Annotated in this window: 29 protein-coding genes; 28 read left to right on the forward strand and 1 reads right to left on the reverse strand. The window is 40.3% G+C overall.

The window, feature by feature from the left end:
* Positions 1 to 5 precede the first annotated feature (5 nt).
* The 6 genes from darA (at position 6) to rsmI (ending at position 4,436) form a co-directional block, all read left to right on the forward strand.
* The gene (gene darA, locus JCM9152_RS14525) at positions 6 to 335 is read left to right on the forward strand and encodes a cyclic di-AMP receptor DarA (RefSeq protein ID WP_035345747.1); all 330 of its coding nucleotides are present in this window, start codon (positions 6 to 8) and stop codon (positions 333 to 335) included.
* Between the two features lie 13 nt (positions 336 to 348).
* Positions 349 to 1,338, forward strand: coding sequence for a DNA polymerase III subunit delta' (holB, locus tag JCM9152_RS14530; protein ID WP_035345749.1), 990 nt, complete (start codon positions 349 to 351; stop codon positions 1,336 to 1,338).
* Between the two features lie 4 nt (positions 1,339 to 1,342).
* Complete coding sequence (locus tag JCM9152_RS14535; RefSeq protein ID WP_035345751.1) at positions 1,343 to 2,161, forward strand: PSP1 domain-containing protein; 819 nt, start codon at positions 1,343 to 1,345, stop codon at positions 2,159 to 2,161.
* 16 nt (positions 2,162 to 2,177) lie between these two features.
* A complete protein-coding gene (gene yabA, locus JCM9152_RS14540) occupies positions 2,178 to 2,531 on the forward strand; it encodes a DNA replication initiation control protein YabA (protein WP_035345753.1) in 354 nt (117 codons plus the stop codon).
* Positions 2,532 to 2,813: 282 nt separating this feature from the next.
* Positions 2,814 to 3,569, forward strand: coding sequence for a tRNA1(Val) (adenine(37)-N6)-methyltransferase (locus JCM9152_RS14545; protein ID WP_035345755.1), 756 nt, complete (start codon positions 2,814 to 2,816; stop codon positions 3,567 to 3,569).
* Positions 3,570 to 4,436, forward strand: coding sequence for a 16S rRNA (cytidine(1402)-2'-O)-methyltransferase (rsmI, locus tag JCM9152_RS14550; protein ID WP_035345757.1), 867 nt, complete (start codon positions 3,570 to 3,572; stop codon positions 4,434 to 4,436).
* Between the two features lie 64 nt (positions 4,437 to 4,500).
* Here the strand turns inward: rsmI and abrB are convergent, their stop codons facing one another.
* On the reverse strand, positions 4,501 to 4,788 hold the full coding sequence (abrB, locus tag JCM9152_RS14555) for a transition state genes transcriptional regulator AbrB (RefSeq protein WP_035345759.1): 288 nt from the start codon (positions 4,786 to 4,788) through the stop codon (positions 4,501 to 4,503).
* Between the two features lie 199 nt (positions 4,789 to 4,987).
* Here abrB and JCM9152_RS23400 point away from each other — a divergent pair, with 199 nt between their 5' ends.
* The 22 genes from JCM9152_RS23400 (at position 4,988) to fin (ending at position 24,565) form a co-directional block, all read left to right on the forward strand.
* The gene (locus JCM9152_RS23400) at positions 4,988 to 5,164 is read left to right on the forward strand and encodes a hypothetical protein (protein ID WP_235715727.1); all 177 of its coding nucleotides are present in this window, start codon (positions 4,988 to 4,990) and stop codon (positions 5,162 to 5,164) included.
* The gene (locus JCM9152_RS14560) at positions 5,158 to 5,940 is read left to right on the forward strand and encodes a DNA double-strand break repair nuclease NurA (protein ID WP_235715728.1); all 783 of its coding nucleotides are present in this window, start codon (positions 5,158 to 5,160) and stop codon (positions 5,938 to 5,940) included. The genes JCM9152_RS23400 and JCM9152_RS14560 overlap by 7 nt, the downstream gene beginning before the upstream one ends.
* Positions 5,941 to 5,952: 12 nt before the next feature.
* Positions 5,953 to 7,782 carry an ATP-binding protein gene (locus tag JCM9152_RS14565; RefSeq protein ID WP_035345761.1) on the forward strand — a complete coding sequence of 610 codons (1,830 nt, stop codon included), beginning with the start codon at positions 5,953 to 5,955 and terminating at the stop codon, positions 7,780 to 7,782.
* A gap of 367 nt (positions 7,783 to 8,149) precedes the next feature.
* Positions 8,150 to 10,126, forward strand: a complete 1,977-nt coding sequence (gene metG / locus JCM9152_RS14570; protein WP_035345763.1) for a methionine--tRNA ligase — start codon at positions 8,150 to 8,152, stop codon at positions 10,124 to 10,126.
* A gap of 129 nt (positions 10,127 to 10,255) precedes the next feature.
* Positions 10,256 to 11,026 (forward strand): TatD family hydrolase, encoded by a 771-nt coding sequence (locus JCM9152_RS14575; protein WP_035345765.1) that lies wholly within the window; start codon positions 10,256 to 10,258, stop codon positions 11,024 to 11,026.
* Between the two features lie 223 nt (positions 11,027 to 11,249).
* Entirely contained in the window at positions 11,250 to 12,473 is a 1,224-nt protein-coding gene (locus JCM9152_RS14580; RefSeq protein WP_035345767.1) for a resuscitation-promoting factor, read from the forward strand.
* A 211-nt stretch (positions 12,474 to 12,684) separates the two neighbouring features.
* Complete coding sequence (rnmV, locus tag JCM9152_RS14585; RefSeq protein WP_035345769.1) at positions 12,685 to 13,242, forward strand: ribonuclease M5; 558 nt, start codon at positions 12,685 to 12,687, stop codon at positions 13,240 to 13,242.
* Complete coding sequence (gene rsmA, locus JCM9152_RS14590; RefSeq protein ID WP_035345771.1) at positions 13,239 to 14,117, forward strand: 16S rRNA (adenine(1518)-N(6)/adenine(1519)-N(6))-dimethyltransferase RsmA; 879 nt, start codon at positions 13,239 to 13,241, stop codon at positions 14,115 to 14,117. The genes rnmV and rsmA overlap by 4 nt, the downstream gene beginning before the upstream one ends.
* Before the next feature lie 49 nt (positions 14,118 to 14,166).
* A complete protein-coding gene (gene yabG, locus JCM9152_RS14595; RefSeq protein WP_035345773.1) occupies positions 14,167 to 15,045 on the forward strand; it encodes a sporulation peptidase YabG in 879 nt (292 codons plus the stop codon).
* 296 nt (positions 15,046 to 15,341) lie between these two features.
* Positions 15,342 to 15,608, forward strand: coding sequence for a biofilm formation stimulator Veg (veg, locus tag JCM9152_RS14600; protein WP_035345775.1), 267 nt, complete (start codon positions 15,342 to 15,344; stop codon positions 15,606 to 15,608).
* 257 nt (positions 15,609 to 15,865) lie between these two features.
* Positions 15,866 to 16,042 (forward strand): small, acid-soluble spore protein, alpha/beta type, encoded by a 177-nt coding sequence (locus JCM9152_RS14605; RefSeq protein WP_035345777.1) that lies wholly within the window; start codon positions 15,866 to 15,868, stop codon positions 16,040 to 16,042.
* 154 nt (positions 16,043 to 16,196) lie between these two features.
* Positions 16,197 to 16,556 carry a hypothetical protein gene (locus JCM9152_RS14610; protein ID WP_035345779.1) on the forward strand — a complete coding sequence of 120 codons (360 nt, stop codon included), beginning with the start codon at positions 16,197 to 16,199 and terminating at the stop codon, positions 16,554 to 16,556.
* On the forward strand, positions 16,502 to 17,326 hold the full coding sequence (yidC, locus tag JCM9152_RS14615; RefSeq protein WP_035345781.1) for a membrane protein insertase YidC: 825 nt from the start codon (positions 16,502 to 16,504) through the stop codon (positions 17,324 to 17,326). Before JCM9152_RS14610 ends, yidC begins: the two co-directional genes overlap by 55 nt.
* A gap of 310 nt (positions 17,327 to 17,636) precedes the next feature.
* On the forward strand, positions 17,637 to 18,503 hold the full coding sequence (gene ispE / locus JCM9152_RS14620) for a 4-(cytidine 5'-diphospho)-2-C-methyl-D-erythritol kinase (RefSeq protein WP_035345783.1): 867 nt from the start codon (positions 17,637 to 17,639) through the stop codon (positions 18,501 to 18,503).
* A gap of 55 nt (positions 18,504 to 18,558) precedes the next feature.
* Positions 18,559 to 19,401 (forward strand): pur operon repressor, encoded by an 843-nt coding sequence (gene purR / locus JCM9152_RS14625; protein ID WP_035345785.1) that lies wholly within the window; start codon positions 18,559 to 18,561, stop codon positions 19,399 to 19,401.
* Between the two features lie 4 nt (positions 19,402 to 19,405).
* Complete coding sequence (locus tag JCM9152_RS14630; RefSeq protein WP_035345787.1) at positions 19,406 to 19,783, forward strand: RidA family protein; 378 nt, start codon at positions 19,406 to 19,408, stop codon at positions 19,781 to 19,783.
* A 234-nt stretch (positions 19,784 to 20,017) separates the two neighbouring features.
* Positions 20,018 to 20,311 carry a septation regulator SpoVG gene (gene spoVG, locus JCM9152_RS14635; protein ID WP_035345789.1) on the forward strand — a complete coding sequence of 98 codons (294 nt, stop codon included), beginning with the start codon at positions 20,018 to 20,020 and terminating at the stop codon, positions 20,309 to 20,311.
* Positions 20,312 to 20,516: 205 nt separating this feature from the next.
* Positions 20,517 to 21,881 carry a bifunctional UDP-N-acetylglucosamine diphosphorylase/glucosamine-1-phosphate N-acetyltransferase GlmU gene (glmU, locus tag JCM9152_RS14640; protein WP_035345791.1) on the forward strand — a complete coding sequence of 455 codons (1,365 nt, stop codon included), beginning with the start codon at positions 20,517 to 20,519 and terminating at the stop codon, positions 21,879 to 21,881.
* Positions 21,882 to 21,911: 30 nt separating this feature from the next.
* The gene (locus tag JCM9152_RS14645) at positions 21,912 to 22,862 is read left to right on the forward strand and encodes a ribose-phosphate diphosphokinase (RefSeq protein ID WP_035345793.1); all 951 of its coding nucleotides are present in this window, start codon (positions 21,912 to 21,914) and stop codon (positions 22,860 to 22,862) included.
* A gap of 85 nt (positions 22,863 to 22,947) precedes the next feature.
* On the forward strand, positions 22,948 to 23,580 hold the full coding sequence (locus JCM9152_RS14650) for a 50S ribosomal protein L25/general stress protein Ctc (protein ID WP_035345795.1): 633 nt from the start codon (positions 22,948 to 22,950) through the stop codon (positions 23,578 to 23,580).
* 135 nt (positions 23,581 to 23,715) lie between these two features.
* Complete coding sequence (pth, locus tag JCM9152_RS14655; protein ID WP_035345797.1) at positions 23,716 to 24,273, forward strand: aminoacyl-tRNA hydrolase; 558 nt, start codon at positions 23,716 to 23,718, stop codon at positions 24,271 to 24,273.
* Positions 24,274 to 24,337: 64 nt separating this feature from the next.
* Entirely contained in the window at positions 24,338 to 24,565 is a 228-nt protein-coding gene (fin, locus tag JCM9152_RS14660) for an anti-sigma-F factor Fin (protein WP_035345799.1), read from the forward strand.
* The last annotated feature ends 100 nt before the right edge of the window (positions 24,566 to 24,665 follow it).

A 24,665-nucleotide genomic window follows, 5' to 3' on the forward strand; every position in this document is an offset into this window, starting at 1 on the left:
GAGTTATGAAGTTAATTATGGCAGTTGTGCAAGATAAGGATAGTGTGAAATTATCTGATGCGCTAGTGAAAGCTGATTATCGAGCGACGAAGCTTGCGAGTACAGGTGGGTTCTTAAAGGCTGGAAATACAACTTTTCTCATTGGAACAGAAGATGAGAACATACAGGATGTTATGCGAATAATAAAAGAGAACTGTGAAAGTCGTGACCAGCTCGTTGCCCCAATTTCACCGATGGGTGGGAATGCTGATTCATACGTTCCATACCCTGTCGAAGTACAAGTTGGCGGTGCTACGGTGTTTGTGTTACCGGTTGAACAGTTTGAACAGTTTTAAGGAGTTATAATATATGAAAACATGGCAGCAGTTAGCAGAAATACAGCCGAGAGTCATTGACATCCTCATGAGAACGTTACAAAAGAACAGATTAGCTCATGCTTATTTGTTTGAAGGTAGTAAAGGGACAGGGAAAAAAGACGTAGCTCTTCAATTAGCGAAGAGCTTCTTTTGCGAGAGTCTTGAAGAAACTGAGCCGTGTCAGCAGTGTTTGTCATGTCGGCGAATTGAACATGGCAATCATCCAGATGTACATATCATCGAACCAGATGGGCAATCGATAAAAAAACAACAAATTGAGCATTTACAAAAGGAGTTTGCGTACCGTGGTGTCGAATCTATAAAAAAGGTCTATATCGTAGGAGATGCTGATAAGATGACGGCAAGTGCGGCGAATAGTATTTTGAAATTTCTTGAGGAGCCAAATGGAACAACGCTAGCCGTGCTTATGACCGAGCAAGGGAAAAATATATTGCCGACGATCCAGTCAAGAAGTCAGCTGCTAAGCTTTGCCCCGTTAGCAAGAGAGCCATTTATCCAATTTCTGATAAATGAAGGCATTTCTAGAACAAATGCTCATTTATTGGCTAGCTTAACAACAAGTTTTGACCAAGTGAAGGATCTCGTTCAAGAGGATTGGATTGCACAAGCACGAAGCGTAGTGATACAATTGATGGAAGAGCTTTACGGTCGACCTTCACAGTTGCTTTTTACGATTCAAGAAAAGTGGTTGGGAACGTTTAAAGACAAAGCTCAGCAAGAAATAGGGTTAGATATGCTCCTATTATGGTTTAGGGATCTTTTGTTTGCCAAGCTCGGCAATTTAAATACGGTTTCCTTTATCGATCAAGTCGATTCATTAGAGAAGCAAGCGCTTCAAAGCTCCCAGGAGCGACTTAGTCGTCACATGGCTGCTGTGCTCGAGGCAAAGAAGCAATTGCATGCGAATGTGAATCCGCAATTGGTAATGGAGAAGTTAATGCTTTCGATACAGGAGGGATAGAAGATTGCATCAAGTTGTAGGTGTACGCTTTAAAAAAGCAGGCAAAATCTATTATTTCTCTCCAGGTACGTTTCAGTTAGAGAAGGGTGAAGATGTTATCGTTGAAACCTCACGTGGAGTGGAGTTTGGACGAGTCGTAATTGAAACGAAAACAGTCGGTGAGAATGACGTCGTTCTACCTTTAAAGCAAGTAATTCGAATAGCAACAGCTAAGGATAAGCTTGTGGTAGAAGAGAATCAAGAAGCAGCGAGAAAGGCATTTCTCGTCTGTTCAGAGAAGATTAATGAGCATCAGCTTGATATGAAGCTTGTGGATGTTGAGTATACATTTGATCGAAATAAAGTTCTATTTTATTTTACTGCCGATGGTCGAATTGACTTTCGGGAATTAGTGAAAGACTTAGCATCTGTCTTTCGAACACGAATTGAATTACGACAGATTGGTGTTCGAGATGAAGCGAAGATGCTCGGCGGGATAGGACCTTGTGGAAGGGTGTTATGTTGCTCGTCCTTTCTCGGGGATTTTGAGCCTGTTTCGATTAAAATGGCAAAGGATCAAAACCTTTCACTAAATCCGGCTAAGATTTCTGGATTGTGTGGCCGACTCATGTGCTGTCTGAAGTATGAAAATGATATTTATGAGGAAGCGAAGAAGGTGCTTCCGGATGTTGGGAAGATTATTCGTACGCCGCATGGAAAAGGGAAAGTGACAGGTTTAAATTTACTAGAGCACCTCGTTCAGGTTGAGTTAGCTGATGGTGAGGGGATAGTTGAATTTACATTAGAAGAATTAACGAATAAACCGGTTGAAGCCACGGAATAGTGGGGTGGAGTACATCGTGGATAAGAAGGCTGTATTTACGCAGGTGAGTCAATTAGAAGAGCGTCTTGGTGAATTGCATCATGAGTTAAGAGGGTTGAAGGAACAATTAGCCTATTTAATTGAAGAAAATCATTATTTGCAAATGGAAAATGAAAAGCTTCGCGAACGTCTTGATGTTGACGTCCAGGAGGATGATTCCGAGGAGTCACCTGGAGAGGATAAGAAGAAAAAGCCATTTGTTGGTGAAGGTTACGATAATTTAGCAAGGCTCTATCAAGAAGGATTCCACGTATGTAATACCCATTATGGTAGCATTCGCGCTGAAGGTGAGGATTGTTTGTTTTGTCTCTCTTTCCTCCATCAGAAATAATGGTTTCAACATCATGAAGTGCCCTTAAAAGGTTAGGGATTTACCTTTTAAGGGCCTTTTTTAAAAGGTAAGAATGTATAAAATTCGAGGCAGGCAGAGAAGAACCGAAGAAGCTGTCGGGGAAATTCAATGAAGAGCGTTGGCTTCGCTCGTTATGCGTTTTTATGAAATTAACCTCACTTTCATAAAAACTTGAACCCGTTGTAACGGCTTCGCACAACGCAATTAAGAAAAGACGCTTTCGCGTTTTTCTTAAAAAATTAAAAAGTTAGGATATAGATGATGGAAATAGAATTATTAGAAGGTGAGCGTCTAGATCGGATCGCTGGTACAGAGCTCCAAATTATACAAAGCAGTGATGTTTTTTCTTTTTCAATTGACGCAATCTTGCTTTCGCGTTTCGTTCAAGTCCCGATTCGTAAAGGAAGGATTCTTGATTTGTGCTCAGGGAATGGAGTGATTCCAATCGCCTTGACGACTCGTACACAAGCTCAGATTGTCGGTATCGAAATACAAAAGCGTCTCATTGATATGGCTCGTCGTTCGGTGTTGTTGAATCAATTGGAACATCGCCTTTCGTTTGTGCATGAAAATGTAGTTGATGTCCAATTAGAAGGCTCATTTGATGTTGTCACGTGTAATCCTCCCTATTTCCCGACCAACACAAAACGAGATCAAAATATGAATGAATACGTTGCAATTGCTCGACATGAAATCCATTGTACATTAAGTGATGTCATTCGTGTGGCAAGTCGTTATGTTAAGCATGGAGGGCGCGTGGCCTTCGTTCATCGTCCAGAACGGTTAACGGACTTACTGAATGAAATGCGAGTATGCAAAATAGAGCCGAAACGAATTCAATTTGTTCATGCGAAACCGAGTAAAGAAGCGAATATTGTACTCGTAGAAGGGCGTAAGGAAGGTCGGGCTGGCGTCACTTGTTTACCCCCTATTTTTGTTTACAATGAAGAGGATAGATATCATGAAGCTTTTTTACAAATATATGAAGGTGAATTTCGTACGAAGGTAGGGATGTAGATGAAGCAACAGAAGAGCTTTTTAAATGACGAAGGATCAGGTCTCCTCTATTTAGTGCCTACGCCGATTGGAAATTTAGAGGACATGACCTATCGAGCGGTTCGGATATTAAAGGAAGTGGACTTGATTGCGGCTGAAGATACGCGACAAACGAAGAAGCTCTGTCATTATTTTGAGATAACGACTCCATTAGTGAGCTATCATGAACATAATCGAAAGGAAGCTGGAACGAAGCTCATCAATGAAATGAAAAGCGGGAAAAAGGTTGCTTTAGTGAGCGATGCGGGAATGCCGGCTATATCTGATCCTGGGCAAGAGCTCGTACGAGAGTCGATTACGGAACATATTTCCGTGATTCCATTGCCTGGTGCGAATGCGGCCTTAATGAGCTTAGTTGGTTCAGGTTTATCAACGGATTCTTTTCAATTTGTCGGTTTCTTACCTCGTCACGAAAAACGGAAAAAGGAAGAGCTTGAGAAGCTGATCCATCAAGAAGCGACACTTTTATTTTATGAGTCGCCACATCGTTTAAAGGCCACGTTGACGACGATGAGAAACGTGTTTGGAAATCGTCCTATTAGTGTATGTCGGGAATTAACGAAGAAATTTGAAGAGTACATAAGAGGGACGTTAGATGAAGTATTGGAGTGGACTGTAACGGGGCAAGTGAAAGGGGAATTTTGTATTGTCGTTGAAGGCTTTCGCGGTGAGGCTGAAGCTAACGATTGGTGGGAATCCTTTACAATAAATGAACATGTTGATCATTATATGGCGGCTGGTCTGACGTCGAAGGATGCGATTAAGAAGGTTGCATTAGAACGTAAACAACCTAAACGTGAGATTTATGCTAGTTATCATCAAAATTAAAAAAAGAATGTATCAAAGGGGTATGTCCCTTTGGTACATTCTCTATCATAATTCCTTATAGTTATTACCCTTTGTTTGATGCTAAATATGACTGTAAATCTTTTAGAATCTCTTCTGCACCTTGTGGGCTAAGGATGATCTTTCCGTTTGCGATAGAAAGGTTATCATCAGATACCTCACCAGTAATTTGACAGGTCATGTTAGGCTTGTATTTCTTTAAGATGATACGATCGTGATCAACATAAATTTCTAATGCATCCTTCTCAGCAATATCAAGTGTACGGCGTAATTCAATCGGGATTACGACACGACCTAACTCGTCAACTTTACGTACAATACCAGTAGATTTCATAGTATATGTCTCCTCTCAAACTCAGTTTGTTTTATTAGTTTTATTTAGTCATTATTCGACATAATTCTTTCTTTTCTTAGAGTACCAGTGTTTCCAAAACAAGTCAAATACTTTTTTACATTATTTAAAATATTTTATTGCTAATTGACAGTGAAAAACCTTAGAAGTAAGTCAATCTCGTAATAGGAGGTGCAAAAGTATGATCCAACTTAATCCAGATTTACTAGAAAAAATGAAAGAAATTAATCATCATTTGGAAGAAACCTATGCTTTTTTAACCAGAGAAAAAGATATGATTCGACAAAAGTTAACGAATATTCATACTGACCATAGACAAATCAACCGATTATCAGTTGAACAGCTGACGGAATGGTAGATGGTCAAGAAGTAGCGGCTGTAGATGGATCAGTGAATCAAACAAAAGGCGAGTACCCGCACGTTCTTTATTTTTTCCAAGCGTTAGCGAAAACGACAACTGGCCACCAATGTATGTCTGCAGAAGTCTATACCCCATTAATGGAAATGGAAAACAATGAACAAACAACAGCTCAGATGCGTTCTCATATGTTAGCTAAGCATGAACTAGAAGCGGCTTATAAGCTTATAGATGAGAGGAGAATACGACTACTATTAATGGATGGGGCGCTTTATCATTATCGTATTGATGCGCCAAATGAATGGGAGAAGCTTCGACAAAAGGCATTAAAGGAAGACGTCTTACTTGTTGGTGTATCTGAGGAAATTACGACAGAGAATTTGGTGAAGCTAAGTGAATTCTCTTCATATGAACGATATCCCCACACATATGATCGAGATCTATTATTCGGTGTGCTCAAGCAAGGCGAACTATTGTATATTGAAGAGATTCAGCACAAGGCTGGCTTGCAGTCGGTTTGGGTTAGGCTAAGTACAGACCCTGCGATAACAGGGTTTGATATTTTGATGGAGCAAGCCGAGTATCGGGATAGAATTGCAGAGGTGTTGCTGACATTAACACCGAAGGATGGACGTGGTATTCCACTCTGGTTAGATATGATTGATCGTGAAGTACGTGTAACAGATGCATTAGTTGAAGCGATGGTAGAGCAATATATTCACCCACAATTAAAGCAACGTTTCTTTACGAAGAAACGTACTAGTAGGCCTTATTAAGGAGGAAATCGAATGCAAATAGTAGGTGTAACGACACAGCATGAAGTGTATGTTGCTTCAAAGACACATAAATTTCGTATGAATGAAATGCTCGTTATCGAAGATGATTCTCTCTATCAGCCGAAAGGAGAGGTAGTTGAGACCTTTTCTTATAATCGCTATATTCCGATGGGCTTTGATAAAGGTATTGCTGATGACCAAGTGCTAAAGACGTTAGAGCAAATTGGTTATGATATTGGCTCAGATGATATCCACTTAGCAAAGGCTCGGCTGTTTGAAGAAGCGATTCAACCTATTCAAACAGGGGCCCAAGTGAGACACCCTCACTTTGAGGAAATTCAACATTTACTAGTGAAGGCTCAGCCGGAGGATGGGTTAATTCTTGGAGAAGTGAAATCAACTGATTTCATTTCAGAGACGTTACCGTCACCGTTAACAGGCTTATTATCAATCCATGATCATCACGGCTTACGTGAACAAAATGGTGTCCCTTTTATCTTTGATATTCGTTCCATGCAGCAATATCCTCATATTGGCGTATTTGGAGGGTCTGGTTCAGGGAAGTCCTTTGGGTTACGTGTCATGCTTGAGGAATTAATGAAGCTTCACATTCCTAGTCTTGTCTTCGATCCTCATTTTGAAATGAACTTCGCCGCACAGACAGAAGGGATAGAGGGAAGAAGCTATGAACAAAATTATACGGTTGTCCAAATTGGAAAAGATGTCGGTGTAGATTTTTCAGCGCTTACGACTCGAGATGTAGAGCGATTGTTAGCAGCAGCAGGTTCATTAACAGAGTCGATGATTAACGTCATCCAATCCATTCATAAACGCAAGGATAGCTACCAGTCATTTAGTGATCGGATCGCCCATTTAGCAGAGGCTCTTGAAATGGGTAAACAAAAGGTGGAGGGCTTCTTACATGATGGCGGTATGACAAGAGAAGAAATGGAGCGTTATCAATTATTTAAGCGACTGCTCGATCAATATGGCAGTTTGCCACTTGCATCGGTAAAAGGAATTCAATGGCGAGTTCATCGTCTCCACCAAGCGGGGTTGTTCCAGCAAAACATTCGGGCGATTGAAGAAGGAATGTATGCGGGAAAGCTTGTCGTCGTACAAGGTGCCGTTTGGTTATTACAAGTGTTCTCTAGCTATGTGATTGGAGCACTATATGGGAAGAGAAGAGCGTATCGTGATGCAAAGCTTCAGCATATGCAAGGAGAGTTCTTCCCGCCTTTTTTAGTCGTAACAGATGAAGCACATAACTTTGCACCAAAAGGGTTTGATGCGCCTGCTAAATCAGTCTTGAAAGAAATTGCTCAGGAAGGACGTAAGTATGGAGTCTTTCTTATATTTGCTACACAAAGACCGACATTACTTGATGAGACGATTACGGCACAGCTGAATACAAAGTTTGTTTTTCGAACGGTACGTGGAACGGATATCCAAACGATTAAAGAGGAAACCGATTTAACGGCAGAGGAAGGAAAGCGTCTGCCCTATTTACGATCTGGTGATGCGTTTGTATCATCGGCGATTATGGGACGAACGATGGCAATTCGAATCCGAATGGCTCATTCAACGAGCCCCCATACGCTGAACCCGTTTGATGAACTTGAGCAAATGAATGCAAAAGGAGTCGATGAGCTTATTTCTGTATTAGATGAGCACCTCCCATTTGCTGAGATGGACATAATGACATTATTACCTCATTTAAATACTGCAGCGAAAAAAAGCTGGGATGTACAAGCGTGGAAAAAGGAGCTTGAGCGACTTAGTGAAGACGGCTATATAAAAAAAGAGAAAACACCTTTTGCAACCATGTACACACGATCTTGACGACACAGCGTAAATTCGGTATATTTTGGTTATACTATAAAAGAATTTGATAGAAAAAGTCCGATGAAGGGATGAGTACATCTCATTTGTCTATAGGTAGCATGTGCTATGCAGAGAGCTGGGGGAGCTGAAAACCAGTATAGATGATAGGTGGAAGATGGTCCAATGAGGAATGATATGTGAGTGCATAAGCATAAGCATATGACGTTGCTGGCGTTAACAGAGAAGTTCATAACTTCGTAAGCCTTTTTTCTGTGAGGAATAAAGGGAATTTGGGTGGTACCACGTGAGCGATGCTCTCGTCCCGTTGTGGATGAGGGCTTTTTGTATGCAAAAAAATGTATCAAAAATAAGGAGGACATGGGTTATGTCGACAAACAAAACCTTTTATTTGACAACACCGATTTATTATCCGAGTGATAAGCTACATATTGGTCACGCGTATACAACGGTAGCAGGCGATGCGATGGCGAGGTATAAGCGTTTAAGAGGATATGATGTTCGCTATTTAACAGGAACAGATGAACATGGACAGAAAATTGAAACGAAGGCGAAAGAGAAAGGACTGACGCCACAACAATTTACCGATGAAATTGTAAGTGGTATTCAAGCGCTATGGAAGAAGCTCGATATTTCGTATGATGATTTCATTCGTACGACAGAGGAACGACATAAGAAAGTCGTTGAACAAATCTTTGAACGGTTAATTGATCAAGGAGATATTTACTTAGATGAATATGAAGGCTGGTATTCAATTCCTGATGAAACGTTCTACACGGAGTTACAGCTAGTTGATCCGGTTAAGGATGAGAACGGGAAGATTGTTGGGGGGAAAAGTCCAGATAGTGGTCACCCTGTTGAAAAGGTTCGCGAACAATCGTATTTCTTTAAAATGAGCAAGTATGCGGATCGTTTGTTGAAGTTTTATGAGGATCATCCAGATTTCATTCAACCGGAATCACGGAAAAATGAGATGATTAATAACTTTATTAAACCAGGGCTCGAAGACCTTGCTGTATCGAGAACTTCCTTTACTTGGGGTGTGAAGGTGCCACGTGATCCAAAGCATGTTGTGTACGTTTGGATCGATGCGTTATCGAATTATATTACGGCTCTAGGCTACGGACACGACGATCAAAGCTTATATGAAAAGTACTGGCCTGCAAATGTCCATATTGTTGGTAAGGAGATTGTTCGTTTTCATACGATATATTGGCCGATTATGTTAATGGCTCTTGATTTGCCACTCCCTAAGAAGGTGTTCGGTCACGGTTGGTTACTAATGAAGGATGGCAAGATGTCGAAGTCAAAAGGAAATGTTGTCGATCCTGTACCATTAATTGATCGATACGGATTAGATGCTCTTCGTTATTATTTATTACGTGAAGTTCCGTTTGGTTCTGATGGCGTATTTACACCAGAAGGCTTCGTTGAACGTGTCAACTATGACTTAGCAAATGATTTAGGAAATCTCCTAAACCGAACGGTTGCGATGATTAATAAGTATTTTGACGGTGTCATACCTGCGTATGTGAAGGATGCTACTCCATTTGATCGTGAGCTACTGGAATCCGTTGAGGCGGCTATTACTAAGGTGGAAAATGCTCTAGAGGATATGGAGTTTTCTGTCGCATTAACGGCCATTTGGCAGCTGATTAGCCGCACGAATAAATACATTGATGAGACACAGCCGTGGATGCTCGCTAAGGAAGAGGAGAAGCGAGAAGAGCTTGGTTCTGTCATGTATCATTTAGCTGAATCGTTACGGATTATTTCTATTATGTTACAACCATTTATGACCGAAGCTCCAAAGAAGATCTGGCAGCAATTAGGCGTTGTTGAGGATGATACCGATTGGTTGACGATTCATTCATTTGGCAAGCATACAAGTGGAGCAAAAGTCGAAAAAGGCAATCCTATTTTCCCACGATTAGATGTCGAGGAAGAGGTTAAATATATTGTTGGTCAAATGGGTGGAACGATAAAATCGGATAACAAAATAGAAGAAATTGAGGACGAAAATGAAATTACGATTGATGATTTCTCAAAAGTAGAGTTAAAGGTAGCAGAAGTTATAAAAGCAGAGAAAGTCGATGGTGCTGACCGTCTATTGAAAATTCAGCTCGATGTTGGTAGTGAGAAGCGACAGGTTGTGTCAGGGATTGCTAAGTTTTACTCACCTGAGGAATTAGTTGGTAAGAAGGTGATTTGTGTCACGAATTTAAAACCTGTAAAATTACGTGGAGAATTATCCCAAGGGATGATTTTAGCAGGGACTAAAGGAAAGAAGCTCCAATTAGCGACAATTGATGGTTCATTACCAAATGGAGCAAAAGTAAAATAAAGTATAAAGGCTATAGTATGATGAAGGGCACTGAAAAAGTTTGGTTACCGCTTTTTCGGTGTCCTCGTATGTTGCTCTTTATTTAAGCTTTATGATACTCGAATATTATTACGTACTAGGAGAATGAAAATGTTATTTGATACTCATGTACATTTAAATGCTGATCAATTTGAAGAGGATTTAGACGAAGTTATAAAGAGAGCAGAGGCTGCTGGCGTTAAGAATATGGTTGTGGTTGGGTTCGATGAAAAGACGATCAAAAGAGCGCTAGAACTGGTCGATACTTATGAATGGATGTACGCCGCAGTTGGTTGGCATCCTGTTGATGCGATCGAGATGACCGATGCACATTTAAAATGGCTCGAGGAGCTTTCATCTCATCCGAAAGTCGTCGCTCTCGGTGAAATGGGACTTGACTATCATTGGGAAAAGTCACCAAAAGAGGTACAAAAGGATGTATTTCGCAAGCAGATCGCATTAGCGAAACGGGTCAAATTACCTATTATTATTCATAATCGTGATGCAGATCAAGATATTGTTAATATATTGAAAGAAGAAAATGCCTCCGAGGTCGGTGGTATTATGCATTGCTTCGGTGGTAGTGTAGAAATTGCGGAACAGTGTATGAACATGAACTTCTATATTTCATTAGGAGGACCTGTGACATTTAAGAATGCAAAACGACCGAAACAGGTTGCAAAAGCGATTCCTTTAGAGCGGTTATTAATTGAAACTGATTGTCCATATTTAGCTCCTCATCCAAATCGTGGGAAGCGTAATGAGCCTGCATATGTCCGCCTCGTTGCTGAGCAAATCGCTCAGTTAAAAGAGATGGATTTGGAAGAAATTATGAAGGTGACAACAGCTAATGCAAAAGAAATTTTCAACATAAAACCCTAACAATTATTGGAGATGCTTGTAAGTTTGTGTCAAATGATCAATCGTTTCGAATTGGTTCTACACCGTGGTGTCATTGCATAAATTGGACTTGTCGATAAGTTTTTGTTTTCTTTTGGGACACCTTCATAGATAATAAGGGAGATGTGTCAATCAAAAACAATCAGTTGACAAAGAGGAGGTACAGTGTTTATAATTCGGACGATACCAAAGAGGAGGGCATATCATGGATTTAAACAGGATAAAGTTTCTTCCCAAGAAGCTATTAGGGAAGAAGACGATTATATCCTCGATTAGTCTAATACTCTTCGTAAGTTTGATCACATACGCTGTATACGAAACGACAAAAGCAACGGTAACCGTTATGATTGATGGTGAAGAAACCGTTGTTGAGACACACGCTAATACAGTCGCAGATCTGTTAGAAGAGTATGAGTGGGAAGTCCAATCATATGATCATATTGAACCTAGTGTCGATACAGAGATAGAGAATGAAATGACAATCACCTGGGAGCAAGCGAAGCAAGTTTTCACGATGATTGATGGTCAAGAGGATGCAGTATGGACGACGTCAAAGACGGTCCAAGAACTAATAGACGAGTTAGAAATTGAATACAAAGAACACGATGTAGTAGAGCCTGAATTAAGTGCAGCAATTGAAGAGCAAATGGAGTTAATCTATGAATCTGCTTTTCAAGTTGAACTAATTAGTGACGGTGAGCAACATGAGATTTGGACAACTTCGACGACTGTCGCTGACTTTTTAGAGAGAGAAGAAGTAACGTTAGATGAACTGGATCGAGTAGAGCCAGACTTAGATGAACGATTAGAAGAGGAAACATCGATTCAAGTCGTACGTGTAGAAAAAGTCACCGATGTGGTGGAAGAAACAATTGACTTTGCAACAGTTACTCGTAAGGATGATGACTTACTTTCAGGAAGTGAGGAAGTCGTACAATCGGGTGAGGATGGTAAGGTCGAAAAGCATTATGAGGTTATCCTTGAAGATGGTGAAGAAGTATCTCGTGAACTTGTGAAAGAGGAAACGGTTAAGGAAAGCTCAGATCGAATTGTTGCTGTTGGAACAAAGGAGCCTGCTCCGACACCTTCAAGAAGTCAATCTACAACGAGTAGTAGTGATAGTACATCGACATCTAGTGGTACAACGCTGACGGTGGAATCTACTGCGTATACGGCAAATTGTAGTGGATGTAGTGGAGTAACGGCAACCGGTATTAATTTAAATAATAACCGGAATATGAAGGTGATTGCTGTTGATCCGAATGTCATTCCACTCGGTTCAAAAGTGTATGTAGAAGGGTATGGAACGGCTGTTGCCGGTGATACAGGTGGTGCAATTGTTGGTAATAAGATTGATGTGCATATGCCAACGAAAGCAGATGCCCACAGTTGGGGTACTAGAACGGTTGAGATTAAGATATTAGATTAATAAATTGGTTAGACACAGAGTTGCGTTGTGACTCTGTGTCTTTTGTTATAAGATAAAAAAGTGTAAATGGCTGGCTAGTTTAGGATGGGGGCGGTAAGAGGCTGATTGAGCCTCACTGACTCTATTTCAGTTTTAGAACGAAAAGACTCTTCATGTTTCATATGAGTTGGATGTAGAAGATAGCTAACAAAGAGTGATTAAGGAGAAGGAAATGAAAATAAAGGAAGTCATCGTAGTGGAAGGTAAGGATGATACAGTCGCTATTAAACGCGCTGTCGATGCTGATACGATTGAAACGAATGGCTCGGCCATTGGAGAACATGTGTTGGCTCAAGTCGAATTGGCGCAAAAGCGAAGAGGTGTCATTATTTTGACCGATCCTGATTACCCAGGAGAGCGGATTCGTACCATTATTAGTCAGCATATTCCTGAATGCAAGCATGCATTCTTACCTAAAGCTGAAGCGATTGCGAAACGAAAGGGCAGTGTTGGTGTGGAGCATGCATCTCCATCAGCGATTCGGGAAGCGCTGCGTCATGTCCATGTAGAAAAGGAATATGTTGAAGCTAGTATACCGCTAAAGGATCTTCTTGATGCAGGACTTATTGCCGGGGCGACGGCGAAACGGAGGCGAGAGCGCTTAGGAGAGCTTCTACATATTGGTTATGCGAATGGGAAACAATTACAGAAGCGTTTGCAGATGTTTCGTATTTCACAAACGGAGTTTTCATTGGCGATGAAGAAAGTATTTGAGGAGGAACAGTGTTGAATAAGGATATTGCTACCCCGTTACGAACAAAGGAAATTTTAGAGAAGTATGGATTTGAGTCTAAAAAAAGCTTAGGTCAAAATTTTTTAATCGATTTAAATATACTACATAATATTGTGAGAGCTGCAGCTATTACGAATGAAACGGGTGTTATTGAAGTAGGCCCGGGAATTGGGGCTTTAACGGAGCAGTTGGCGAAGCAAGCAAAAAAGGTTGTTTCATTTGAAATCGATCAGCGTCTTTTACCTGTTCTAGAAGATACACTTTCTTCTTATCAGAATATCGATATTGTTCATTCAGACGTACTAAAGGTCGATCTTCATCGATACATCGCTGAACACTTTCAAGACGTAAACGATGTGATGGTCGTTGCAAATCTGCCATATTATGTGACGACACCGATTTTAATGAAATTATTAGAAGAGAAGTTGCCTATTCGAGGTATTGTCGTGATGATTCAAGCAGAAGTTGCTGATCGTATAGCGGCGAAGCCAGGAACGAAGGATTATGGCGCCTTATCGATAGCGGCACAATATTTTGCGAAGGCGGAGAAGGTGATGACCGTTCCAGGGTCCGTCTTTATCCCGCAACCACGTGTTGATTCTGCTGTACTACGCTTAACAGTGAGAGAGAAGCCCCCTGTAGAGCTCATTGATGAGGCCTTTTTCTTTCGCGTGTTTCATGCATCCTTTGCCAATAGGCGTAAAACACTACTTAACAATTTAACGCATAATTTATTATCGAAAGCGGAGAAAGAAATAATCGAGGATGTGTTGATTGATATACAAATCGACCCACGTAGACGTGGAGAAACATTGTCATTGGAGGAGTTCGCTTTATTAAGTAATGCTCTTTACAAAAGGGTCATGGACTAGCACCTTCTCCCTTTTCACAACATAGGGTAAGTGGAGAGGGGGCGTGGTTATGAAGCTTAATAAAGGGGATCTCGTCACTCGACTGTCTTATAATCGAGATCTATTATTTCGAATATCTGAGATTCGTTCGACGGTTGTTGAACTTGTAGGTGAGGATATGCGTTTATTAGCGGATGCGCCAATAGAAGACCTTGTGCTTGTTTCAGAAGAAGAACGAACGAAAATGCTTCAAAAGGCGAAAGAGGTTGAAGAAAGTTCTTATCATCTTTTTCGACAAGATGCTAAGCTATTAAAGCAACGTGGTGAATATGAAGTCACGTCTGGATATGCTAGCGATATTAATTTTTTTGAATTGCGTGGACGTGTACTTCATATAGATGGTGATAGTCTGTATTTAAAAAAGTGCACAGCTTTGTATGAAAAGCTTGGTGTACCTGTTTATGGCGTCCACCTACATGAGAAGGAGATGCCGGAACAAATAGGGTCATTGATCGAGATAGTCCAGCCCGATATTATTGTTGTTACTGGTCATGATGCGTATTTAAAGTCTAGGGGCAATAAGGATGATATGCGGTCATATCGTCATACGAAATATTTTGCGGAGTGCGTTCGGATTGCAAGGAGTTATACGTGGCATCGGGATGACCTTGTGATTTTTGCTGGAGCATGTCAATCGCACTTTGAAACGCTTATTAAAGCAGGGGCTAATTTTGCTAGCTCACCAGAACGAGTGAATATTCACGCGCTAGATCCTGTGTATATCGCTTCTCGCATTAGCTTAACGTCCTTCATGGATCGGATTCATTTAACTGAGATTTTGCGAAATACGATAACAGGTGAAAGAGGACTAGGAGGCATTGAAACAAAAGGTGTCATGAGGCGCGGGATGCCTTTAAAAGAAGGTTATAATCGCATATATAGAGAGTAATCATGATGGCTGAATAAATAGTCGATCATTGAGACTATCGAAAAAAGGTAAAAAACTAACTATACACATAGTGTAAAAAGAAATAGTCGACCTGTATGTTCATATTCATGCAGTCGACTATTTTATACATATTTTTTTAATTTTTTTCACATACTAGCGGAGAGTTATGAAAAATGTGTGAAGCAAAACGAGTAAAAGCATTGACAGAGGAGTTGAACCCTTGTTATAATTTTACGTTTGCTTGACTTGTTGTGTTGGTTGTGGTATGATAACTATACAGTGAGGTGGGTGTTCGAATGCCAAAAACGTTGGTTGATATTAAACGCACATTAGATGCTAATGTTGGAAAGCGCATTACAATTAAGGCGAATGGTGGTCGTAAGAAGACATCAGAACGTTCAGGTTTGCTTGAGGAGACGTATCCTTCTGTTTTTATCGTGAAGTTAGATGAACAGCAAAATGCTTTTGAACGCGTGTCTTATAGCTATGCTGATATTTTGACCGAATCAGTAGAATTGTTATTATGTGAAGAGGGTTCTGAATTAACGGCTCTGAAAGCATAAGGTGTATATGATAGTGCCAAGAGGATGCTTACCTAATGGATAGATTAGGTGGGCATCTTCTTGTGTATCATGGCACATAATAAGGATGCTGGGACATAACAAAAGTGTTTAGATGAGAATCCGAATTTCTAGAGAACGTAGCGAAGTATATTTCAGGAGCGGTTCATGTGCTTCACTATGTGTTTATTCGGTTTTCATTTATTAAAATACTTTTATCCTAGCCTCAATTTATCTTCTGGATAAGGAGTTGTTAAGGCATGAGTAGACGTCGTGGTGTCATGTCAGATCAATTTAAGGAAGAGCTTGCCAAGGAATTAGGTTTTTATGATACAGTCCAAAAGGAAGGCTGGGGTGGCATAAGAGCCAGAGATGCAGGTAATATGGTGAAGCGTGCGATTGAAATAGCTGAACAACAACTAGCTCAGAAGAAATAACAGCAAAGGCACCTCTAGAAAGAAACGAAAATGTTTCTAGAGGTGTCTTCTTTTTTTAAAAGGTAAGAAAAGTTGAAATGATAACCATTTGACTTCATTAAGGAATTATACGATGATAAGTGTATCTTGTATGCTAACAAGGAGGTGAATATAGATGTTAGTTGAATCATTTCAGGACATCATTCCACTGTTGCTCTCAATGAGTATCTTTTTGACTGTTGCAAGCTATAAAGTACTTCAGTATATGGAACGGTCCTTAATGATTAAGCAACGCATGTTAACGAAAAGTAGTTTATATTCGTTTGATGTGTTCGTGCCAAGTCAAATAGATCCTATCGGCCCAATGCAACGTCGTCAAACGTGGCTAACTTGTTTGACAAAACGAAAGGAATCTCCTGAAGATGATGGTGACTATGTAAACTCTTCGTTTATGAATGAAATCATACGAGGAGGATTTATATGGAACGATCATCTATATTCACGTCATCATATAAAAGGATTTATATCATACTAGTCATTATTGGCTTATTCATGATTTTAAGTGGATGTCAGGCTACGACAGAACCGATTAACGCGGAAACGACGGGAGTCTTTAATCATTACGTTGTGTACCCTTTTTCTTATTTAATAAAATCGATAGCGATGCTTTTTAATGGGAATTACGGCTTATCGCTTGTGCTAGTAACGTTATTGGTTCGTATCGCTCTTATGCCACTTATGCTAAAGCAATACAAAAATCAATTGACGATGCGTGAGAAAATGAGTGTGATTCAGCCAGAAATGAAGGAGCTGCAAGAAAAGTTTAAGGATAAAAATGACCCGGAAAATCAGAAGCAATTTCAAAAGGAAATGATGGAGCTTTATACGAAGCATCAATTTAATCCAATTGCCTCGATTGGATGTTTGCCAATGTTGATCCAGTTCCCGATATTAATTGGATTTTATTATGCCATTATGAGGACACCGGAAATAGCTGAGCACTCTTTTCTTTGGTTCAATCTAGGCGAAACCGATTTTATTTTACCGTTCCTTGCGGCTTTTGTTTATTTAATTCAATTTAAGGTTTCACAAATGGGAATGGAAACGCAGCAGTCAAAGCAGTTTGCTGTTATTGGATATATAGCGCCTGTTTTAATGGGAGTGTTTTCATTTACGGTACCAGCAGCACTTCCGCTATATTGGACGGTAGGGGGCTTGTTTTTAATTGTTCAAAGTCTGCTTTCAAAGGCGATTTATAAGTCTAAACCGACTCAGTCTACTCATGAGGTCGTTAGTGAAAAGTAACGTTGTTATCCGGATTAGCACAGCCGTGCATAAATCCGGATTTTTTTAAGGATCATTTGAGGAAGGAAATGTGAGAAGAACTGAAGAAGAGAGTGGAACCATTCAATGGAGAGCGTTGGCTTCGCTCGTTACGCGTTTTTCTAAATGAACCCCACTTTCATAAAACGTAAACCTGTTGTAACGGCTCCAGACAACGCTAATAAGAAAGAACGCTACCGTGGTTTTTCTTATAAAAATGATTAGGCTGTGGTATGATGTTTAGACTAATGATAAAATAACGTAAGCAAAAGGAATATAGAAGGTGACTAGATTGAAATGTTCGGTGAAAGCTCCTGCGAAAATTAACTTATCGCTTGATGCGGTAAAAAAACGTGAAGATGGATATCATGAAGTAGAGATGATTATGACAATGGTGGATTTAGCCGACCGCATTGATCTCACCTTAACGGAGAGTGGCAACATCAAGGTGGAGGTATCAGAAGGCTTTGTGCCAAATGATCATCGTAATTTAGCTTATAAAGCGGCTGAATTGCTAAAGGAACGTTTTGATGTTCGTCTAGGTGTTGATATATACATAACAAAATGTATTCCCGTAGCCGCTGGTTTAGCTGGTGGTAGTAGTGATGCGGCTGCAACGTTAAAAGGTCTTAATAGACTGTGGAAATTAGGGTTAAGTCTAGATGAATTGGCAGAATTGGGAGCGGAAATTGGCTCGGATGTTTCGTTTTGTGTTTATGGGGGCACGGCATTGGCGACAGGAAGAGGAGAAGTTATTCAATCGATACCATCTCCACCCTCATGTTGGGTCATTTTGGCGAAACCGCCGATTGGTGTATCGACGGCTGATGTGTACAAGCGGTTAGATTTACGTCATGTAGAGCATGCGCCAACAACGGAAATGCTAAAAGCCATTGAACAGCAAGATTTTAAAGCGATATGTCATAATCTTCACAACGTATTAGAGTCAGTTACATTAGATTTGTATCCTGAAGTGAGAAGGATTAAGGAGCAAATGGCACGCTTTGGGGCGGATGGAGTACTGATGAGCGGAAGTGGACCAACTGTTTTTGGACTTGTTGAGCATGAGTCACGTATGCATAGAATTTATAACGGTTTACGCGGCTTTTGTCACGATGTTTATGCTGTTCGGTTAATTCGTTCAACGAGCTCTTGCTAAAAGCCGGACAAAAGTGTTATGTTTATAAAAAATATTCGGTTTTGGTGGAGGTAGCATGAAAAAAATAAAGCGCAGTGGTCGTTTAGTAGATATGACTTATTTTTTACTGCAACACCCACATGAGGTCATATCTCTCACACACTTTTCAGAGCGTTATCAATCTGCAAAGTCTTCAATTAGTGAAGACTTAGTCATTGTCAAAGATATATTCGAGGAAGAAGGATACGGCTCATTATTAACGATATCAGGTGCAAGTGGCGGAGTGAAATTTATTCCGCGTATTGAAAGTAAGCAAGCGGGGCTACTAGTAGATGAAGTGATTGATTCGTTGGCAGTACCTGAACGAATATTACCTGGTGGCTATTTATACATGATGGATCTATTAGGAGATCCAACCTTTATGCAGCGTGTGGGCCGAGTATTCGCCTCTATTTTGGCCTCTGAAAAGATTGATGCAGTTTTAACGGTTGCAACTAAGGGAATCCCATTGGCTTACGCAGTTGGACAACAACTAAATGTACCTGTAAGTATTGTACGCCGAGATCACCTAGTGACAGAGGGTTCAATGGTTAGTATTAATTACGTGTCAGGTTCGTCGAAACGAATTCAAACAATGACGCTTGCGCGTAGAAGTTTGGCGCCTGGCTCTCGTGTTTTCATTGTTGATGATTTCATGAAAGCTGGTGGAACGATTCGTGGGATGATGGATTTACTAGAGGAGTTCCAAGCGGAATTGGTTGGTATTGGTGTGTTAGTGGAGACTGTTGGAGTGGAAGAGCGTTTAGTTGATGAGTATATGTCGATTACTCGTTTGTCAGAAGTGAATGTCCGCGATAAATCAATTAAAGTAGAGCGTGGAAATGTATTAGATTTATTAAAAGAAGCAGAGGAGGAATAATAAAATGAAAACTATTTATACATCAGATGCACCGGATGCCATTGGACCATACTCGCAAGGGGTAGTCGTTAATAATATGTTCTATAGTTCAGGTCAAATTCCATTAACGGCAACAGGGGAACTGATTCAAGGTACAGTGGAAGAGCAAACTCATCAAGTATTCAAAAACTTACAGGCTGTCCTTAAGGAAGCAGGAGCTTCTTTAGAAACGGTTGTTAAGGCAACGGTATTTATTAAAGATATGAACGATTTCCCGCTTATTAATGGTGTGTATGGTGAATATTTCGATACGCATAAGCCTGCCCGTTCTTGTGTAGAAGTAGCAAGACTACCGAAAGATGTTCTTGTTGAAATTGAAGTGATTGCGTTAGTGAAAGAGTAGTTCAGAATAGATGTAGGAAAGAAGGTGATGTTGTCGCCTTCTTTTTTTGTGTCAAGAAAATACAAAATTTTGTCATATCTTTCTCAATGGCGTTTTGTTTACGGTCTAAGACTACAAAGTCGTTTTCCTTATAAATTCAAAAAAATAAAAAAAGTTTCGAAAAAAAGAAGGAAATCCCATATTTTTAGAGAAATGTCTAAGTATGAATAAACATTCCTATAGGTGGTGACTTAAATGCAGGTGACAGATGTGAGATTACGTCGTGTAAATACGGATGGACGAATGCGTGCCATTGCTTCTATTACAATTGATCACGAGTTTGTTGTCCATGATATTCGTGTTATTGATGGTAATAATGGTTTGTTTGTAGCAATGCCAAGTAAAAGAACTCCAGATGGCGAATTTCGAGATATTGCCCACCCAATTTCTTCGCAAACAAGAGAGAAGATCCAAACAGCTGTTTTAACGGAATATGAAAAGGCTGGCGAAGTAGAAGAAGTGGAGTATGAAGAAGCAGGTGCTTCGTAGTCTCGTATTATCGATAAGCAAAACCACTATGATCGAAGTACATAGTGGTTTTTTGCGTCTGTTTTTTTCAAAAAGAGGAGAATAGCATGGATCGACTTTTGTCGGATATTAATAGCATATTTGTGAAGGTTACCGATAAATCCTTGAAATAGCCTTAGTTTTAGAGTATATTCGTAATGGAAAATGGAAGATCTGGAGGGAAACCATGAGCAATCGTTATGCGGTTATTTTAGCAGCGGGACAAGGGACACGGATGAAATCAACGTTATATAAAGTGTTACATCCTGTATGCGGGAAGCCAATGGTTCAACATGTTGTTGATCAAGTCGCAGCTTTAGGAGTGGAGGAGCAGATTGCTGTTGTCGGTTTTGGCGCTGAAGTTGTACAAGAGCAGTTAGGTGAACAGGTTTCATATGTTGTACAAGAGGAGCAGCTAGGCACAGGGCATGCGGTCATGCAAGCTGCTGATTTACTTGAGCAAAAAGAAGGCATTACGCTCGTTTTATGTGGAGATACACCCCTTCTGACAGCACATACGTTGAATGAATTGTTAGAATGTCACGAACGTGAAAGTGCGAAGGTGACTGTATTAACAGCAAAGGCAGAAGATCCTAGTGGTTATGGACGGGTTATTCGAAATGAGCATGGACTTGTTGAGCGTATTGTTGAACAGAAAGATGCTTCAAAAGAAGAACTTGAGGTACAGGAGATCAATACTGGTACGTATTGCTTTGATAATGCTTTGCTCTTTAAAGCATTGAAGCAAGTTGGTAATGATAATGCACAGGGTGAATATTATTTACCAGATGTTATTGAAATTTTGAAGAAGCAAGGTGAAGCCGTAGCTGCCTATCAAACGCCAACGTTTGATGAGACATTGGGAGTAAATGACCGGGTAGCGTTATCTCAAGCTGAGCAATGGATGAGAAAGCGCATTAATGAGTATTGGATGAGACAAGGGGTTACGTTAATTGACCCGGAAAATACGTATATTTCAGCACAAGCAATGATTGGGCAGGATACAATCATTTATCCTGGCACACACTTACAAGGAGATGTGTCAGTGGGGCGTAATTGTATCATTGGTCCAAATACTGAAGTTAAAGACAGCTTAATTGGTGATGAGACAGCTATTAGGCAGTCTGTTGTCCATGATAGTGAGATTGGCAAAATGGTTTCGGTTGGTCCATTTGCTCATATTCGCCCACAGTCAAACATCGGGGATGAAGCGCGAATTGGCAACTTTGTTGAAATTAAGAAATCAAGCTTAGGTCATGGGAGTAAAGCTTCGCATTTAAGTTACATAGGGGATGCAACGGTTGGATCAAATGTGAATTTTAGCTGTGGCGCTGTAACTGTAAACTACGATGGTAAGAATAAATTTAAGACGATTATTGAAGATGGTGCCTTTATTGGATGTAATGCGAACCTGATTGCTCCCGTAACGGTTGGTAAGCAAGCGTTAGTTGCTGCTGGTTCCACGATAACGGATGATGTACCAGAGTCGTCTCTCTCCATCGCACGCTCTAGGCAAACGAATAAACCTGATTACATCAACAAGAAAAAATAGATAAATAAGTTATTTCGGAGGGAAAAAAAGATGCCCAAATACGGCGATCCACGGTTAAAGATTTTTACACTTAATTCAAATCCTGATTTAGCACACCAAATTACAGAGCATATCGGTGTCCCAATGGGAGATTGTTCTGTTACACGATTTAGTGATGGGGAAGTCCAAATCAATATTGAAGAAAGTATTCGTGGCTGTGATGTTTACTTAATTCAATCGACATCTGCACCTGCAAATGAACATATTATGGAGCTTCTCATTATGATTGATGCATTGAAACGAGCATCTGCCCATACAATTAATTTGGTTCTCCCATACTATGGTTACGCGCGTCAAGACCGTAAGGCGCGGGCAAGAGAGCCAATTACGTCAAAGCTTGTCGCTAATTTAATGCAAACAGCTGGGGCAACAAGGGTATTAACTCTAGATCTGCATGCGACACAAATACAAGGCTTCTTTGATATCCCAGTTGACCAATTAGTAGGGGTACCTATTTTGGCTGATTATTTTCAAGATAAGAAGTTAGAAGATATTGTTATTGTCTCTCCAGATCATGGAGGAGTGGTTCGGGCACGTAAAATGGCTGATCGCTTAAAAGCACCAATTGCGATTATTGATAAGCGTAGACCGAAGCCTAACGTATCTGAGGTTATGAATATCGTTGGGCATATTGAAGGGAAAACAGCGATTATTATTGATGATATTATTGATACGGCTGGTACGATTACATTAGCGGCTAATGCGTTAGTTGAATCAGGTGCCAAGGAAGTATATGCATGCTGTACACACCCAGTTCTATCAGGTCCAGCAATGGAACGTATTAATAATTCAAAGATTAAAGAGCTTGTCGTCACAAATTCAATTCCACTAACTGACGAGAAAAGAAGTGAAAAGGTTACAGAGCTTTCGGTCGCAGCCTTACTTGGGGAAGCGATCATCCGTGTTCATGAGCACGCATCCGTCAGTAAGTTATTTGATTGATTTGAAAAAGTGGTTTGAAAAGGTCGTATTCGGGGAAAACATGAAATAGAGACATCTAAAAATCATATTAGAGGTGGTATAAATCATGGCAACCGTTTTACAAGCAAATCCGAGAGAAGACTTAAGAGGTTCTGCAACGAGAAAAATACGTAAAAAAGGATATGTACCTGCTGTTATATATGGAAGTAAGACAGAGAGTCAGCCTGTGTCAGTTGAAGGAGTAGACCTATTAAAAACGATTCGGGATGTAGGTAAGAACGGATTATTTTCCTTGGATATTGAAGGGAAGTCAAAACACCAAGTGATGGTGCACGACATTCAAGTCGACCCGCTTAAAAATGAATATTTGCATATTGATTTCTTTGAAGTGGATATGCAATCTGAAATTGTGGCAGAGGTATCTGTACGACTTGAGGGGGAAGCGCCTGGTGAAAAAGAGGGTGGCGTTGTCTCTCATTTATTGTATGATATATCAGTGAAATGTTTACCAGCTGATATACCTGAAGAAATTGTTGTAGATGTATCAAATTTAGCGATTGGTGATTCGATTCAGGTAGCCGATATTCGATCTTCTCTTAAGGCTGAGGTCGTGAATGAAGATGAGGAAACGATCGTAACCGTTCAAGCACCTGCAGCTGAAGTTGAGCCAGAAGGAACGGAAGCTGAGGAAGGTGCGGAGCCAGAAGTCATTAACGAAAAGCCTGATAATGAGGAATAAGGATATCTATATTATGAAAATAGCCTGTAATGAGATATACTCATTATGGGCTCTTTTATAGTGGATTGTGAGGGGCTTACCAAATGTGGGGTAGATATGAGCTGCCACATATGGATCGTAAGGGAGAGAATAGCCTTGAAATTAATTGTTGGACTTGGAAATCCAGGTGAAAAATATCGAGGAACACGCCACAATGTAGGCTTTGACTGTATTGATTATTGTGCGAAAGAGCTAGGAATTGAACTTAATCAATTGAAGTTTAAAAGCTTATACGGTAAGGGGCTTGTGAATGGTGAGCAAGTGATTCTAATGAAGCCACTAACATATATGAATTTGTCTGGTGAAGCGATACGAATGATTCGTGATTATTACAAATTGTCCATTGAAGATCTTGTTGTCATTTATGACGATATGGACTTACCACCTGGTAAAATTCGCTTACGGCAAAAAGGTAGTGCGGGTGGTCATAATGGGATTAAGTCTACCATTCAACAGTTAGGCACGAATGAGTTTAACCGAATTCGAATTGGGATTAACCGACCTGAGCCAGGTCAATCGATTGTCAATTATGTTCTCGGTAGTTACAAGCCTGAGGAAAAAGAAGATGTATCAAATGCTGTGAAACAAGCTGCAAAAGCGGTAGAGGCATGGACAGAGATACCTTTCATACAAGTGATGAATCGGTTCAATTAGTGTATAGGTCGTGTTCAATTTGCTCATACTAATGACAAGTATACGGGTGAAAGGAGCGCTAGTATTGGCTATCCATTATCAATGCAGGCATTGTCATGCAAAGGTTGGGACGATTGAACATTCTATACATGCAAACGTATTAGGCTTTGATATGCTCACGAGTACAGAGCGAACCGAGATGGTATCATATTTGGAAAATGGCGATATACACGTAAAGGTCATTTGTGAAGATTGTCATGAAGCGCTTATTCGAAATCCTGATTTGCATGAAGTCGATATTGTCGTACAATAGAGGGAGACTCTATTTTAAAATGAGAGGATTATTACAAGGCTTCGAAGGTATCTCAAAGGATAACGTGCCCTTTTGAGATGCCTTCCTTTTCTATGGCAGG

It is taken from the genome of Halalkalibacter hemicellulosilyticusJCM 9152, from assembly GCF_000513115.1.
Lineage (GTDB): Bacteria > Bacillota > Bacilli > Bacillales > Bacillaceae_D > Halalkalibacter > Halalkalibacter hemicellulosilyticus.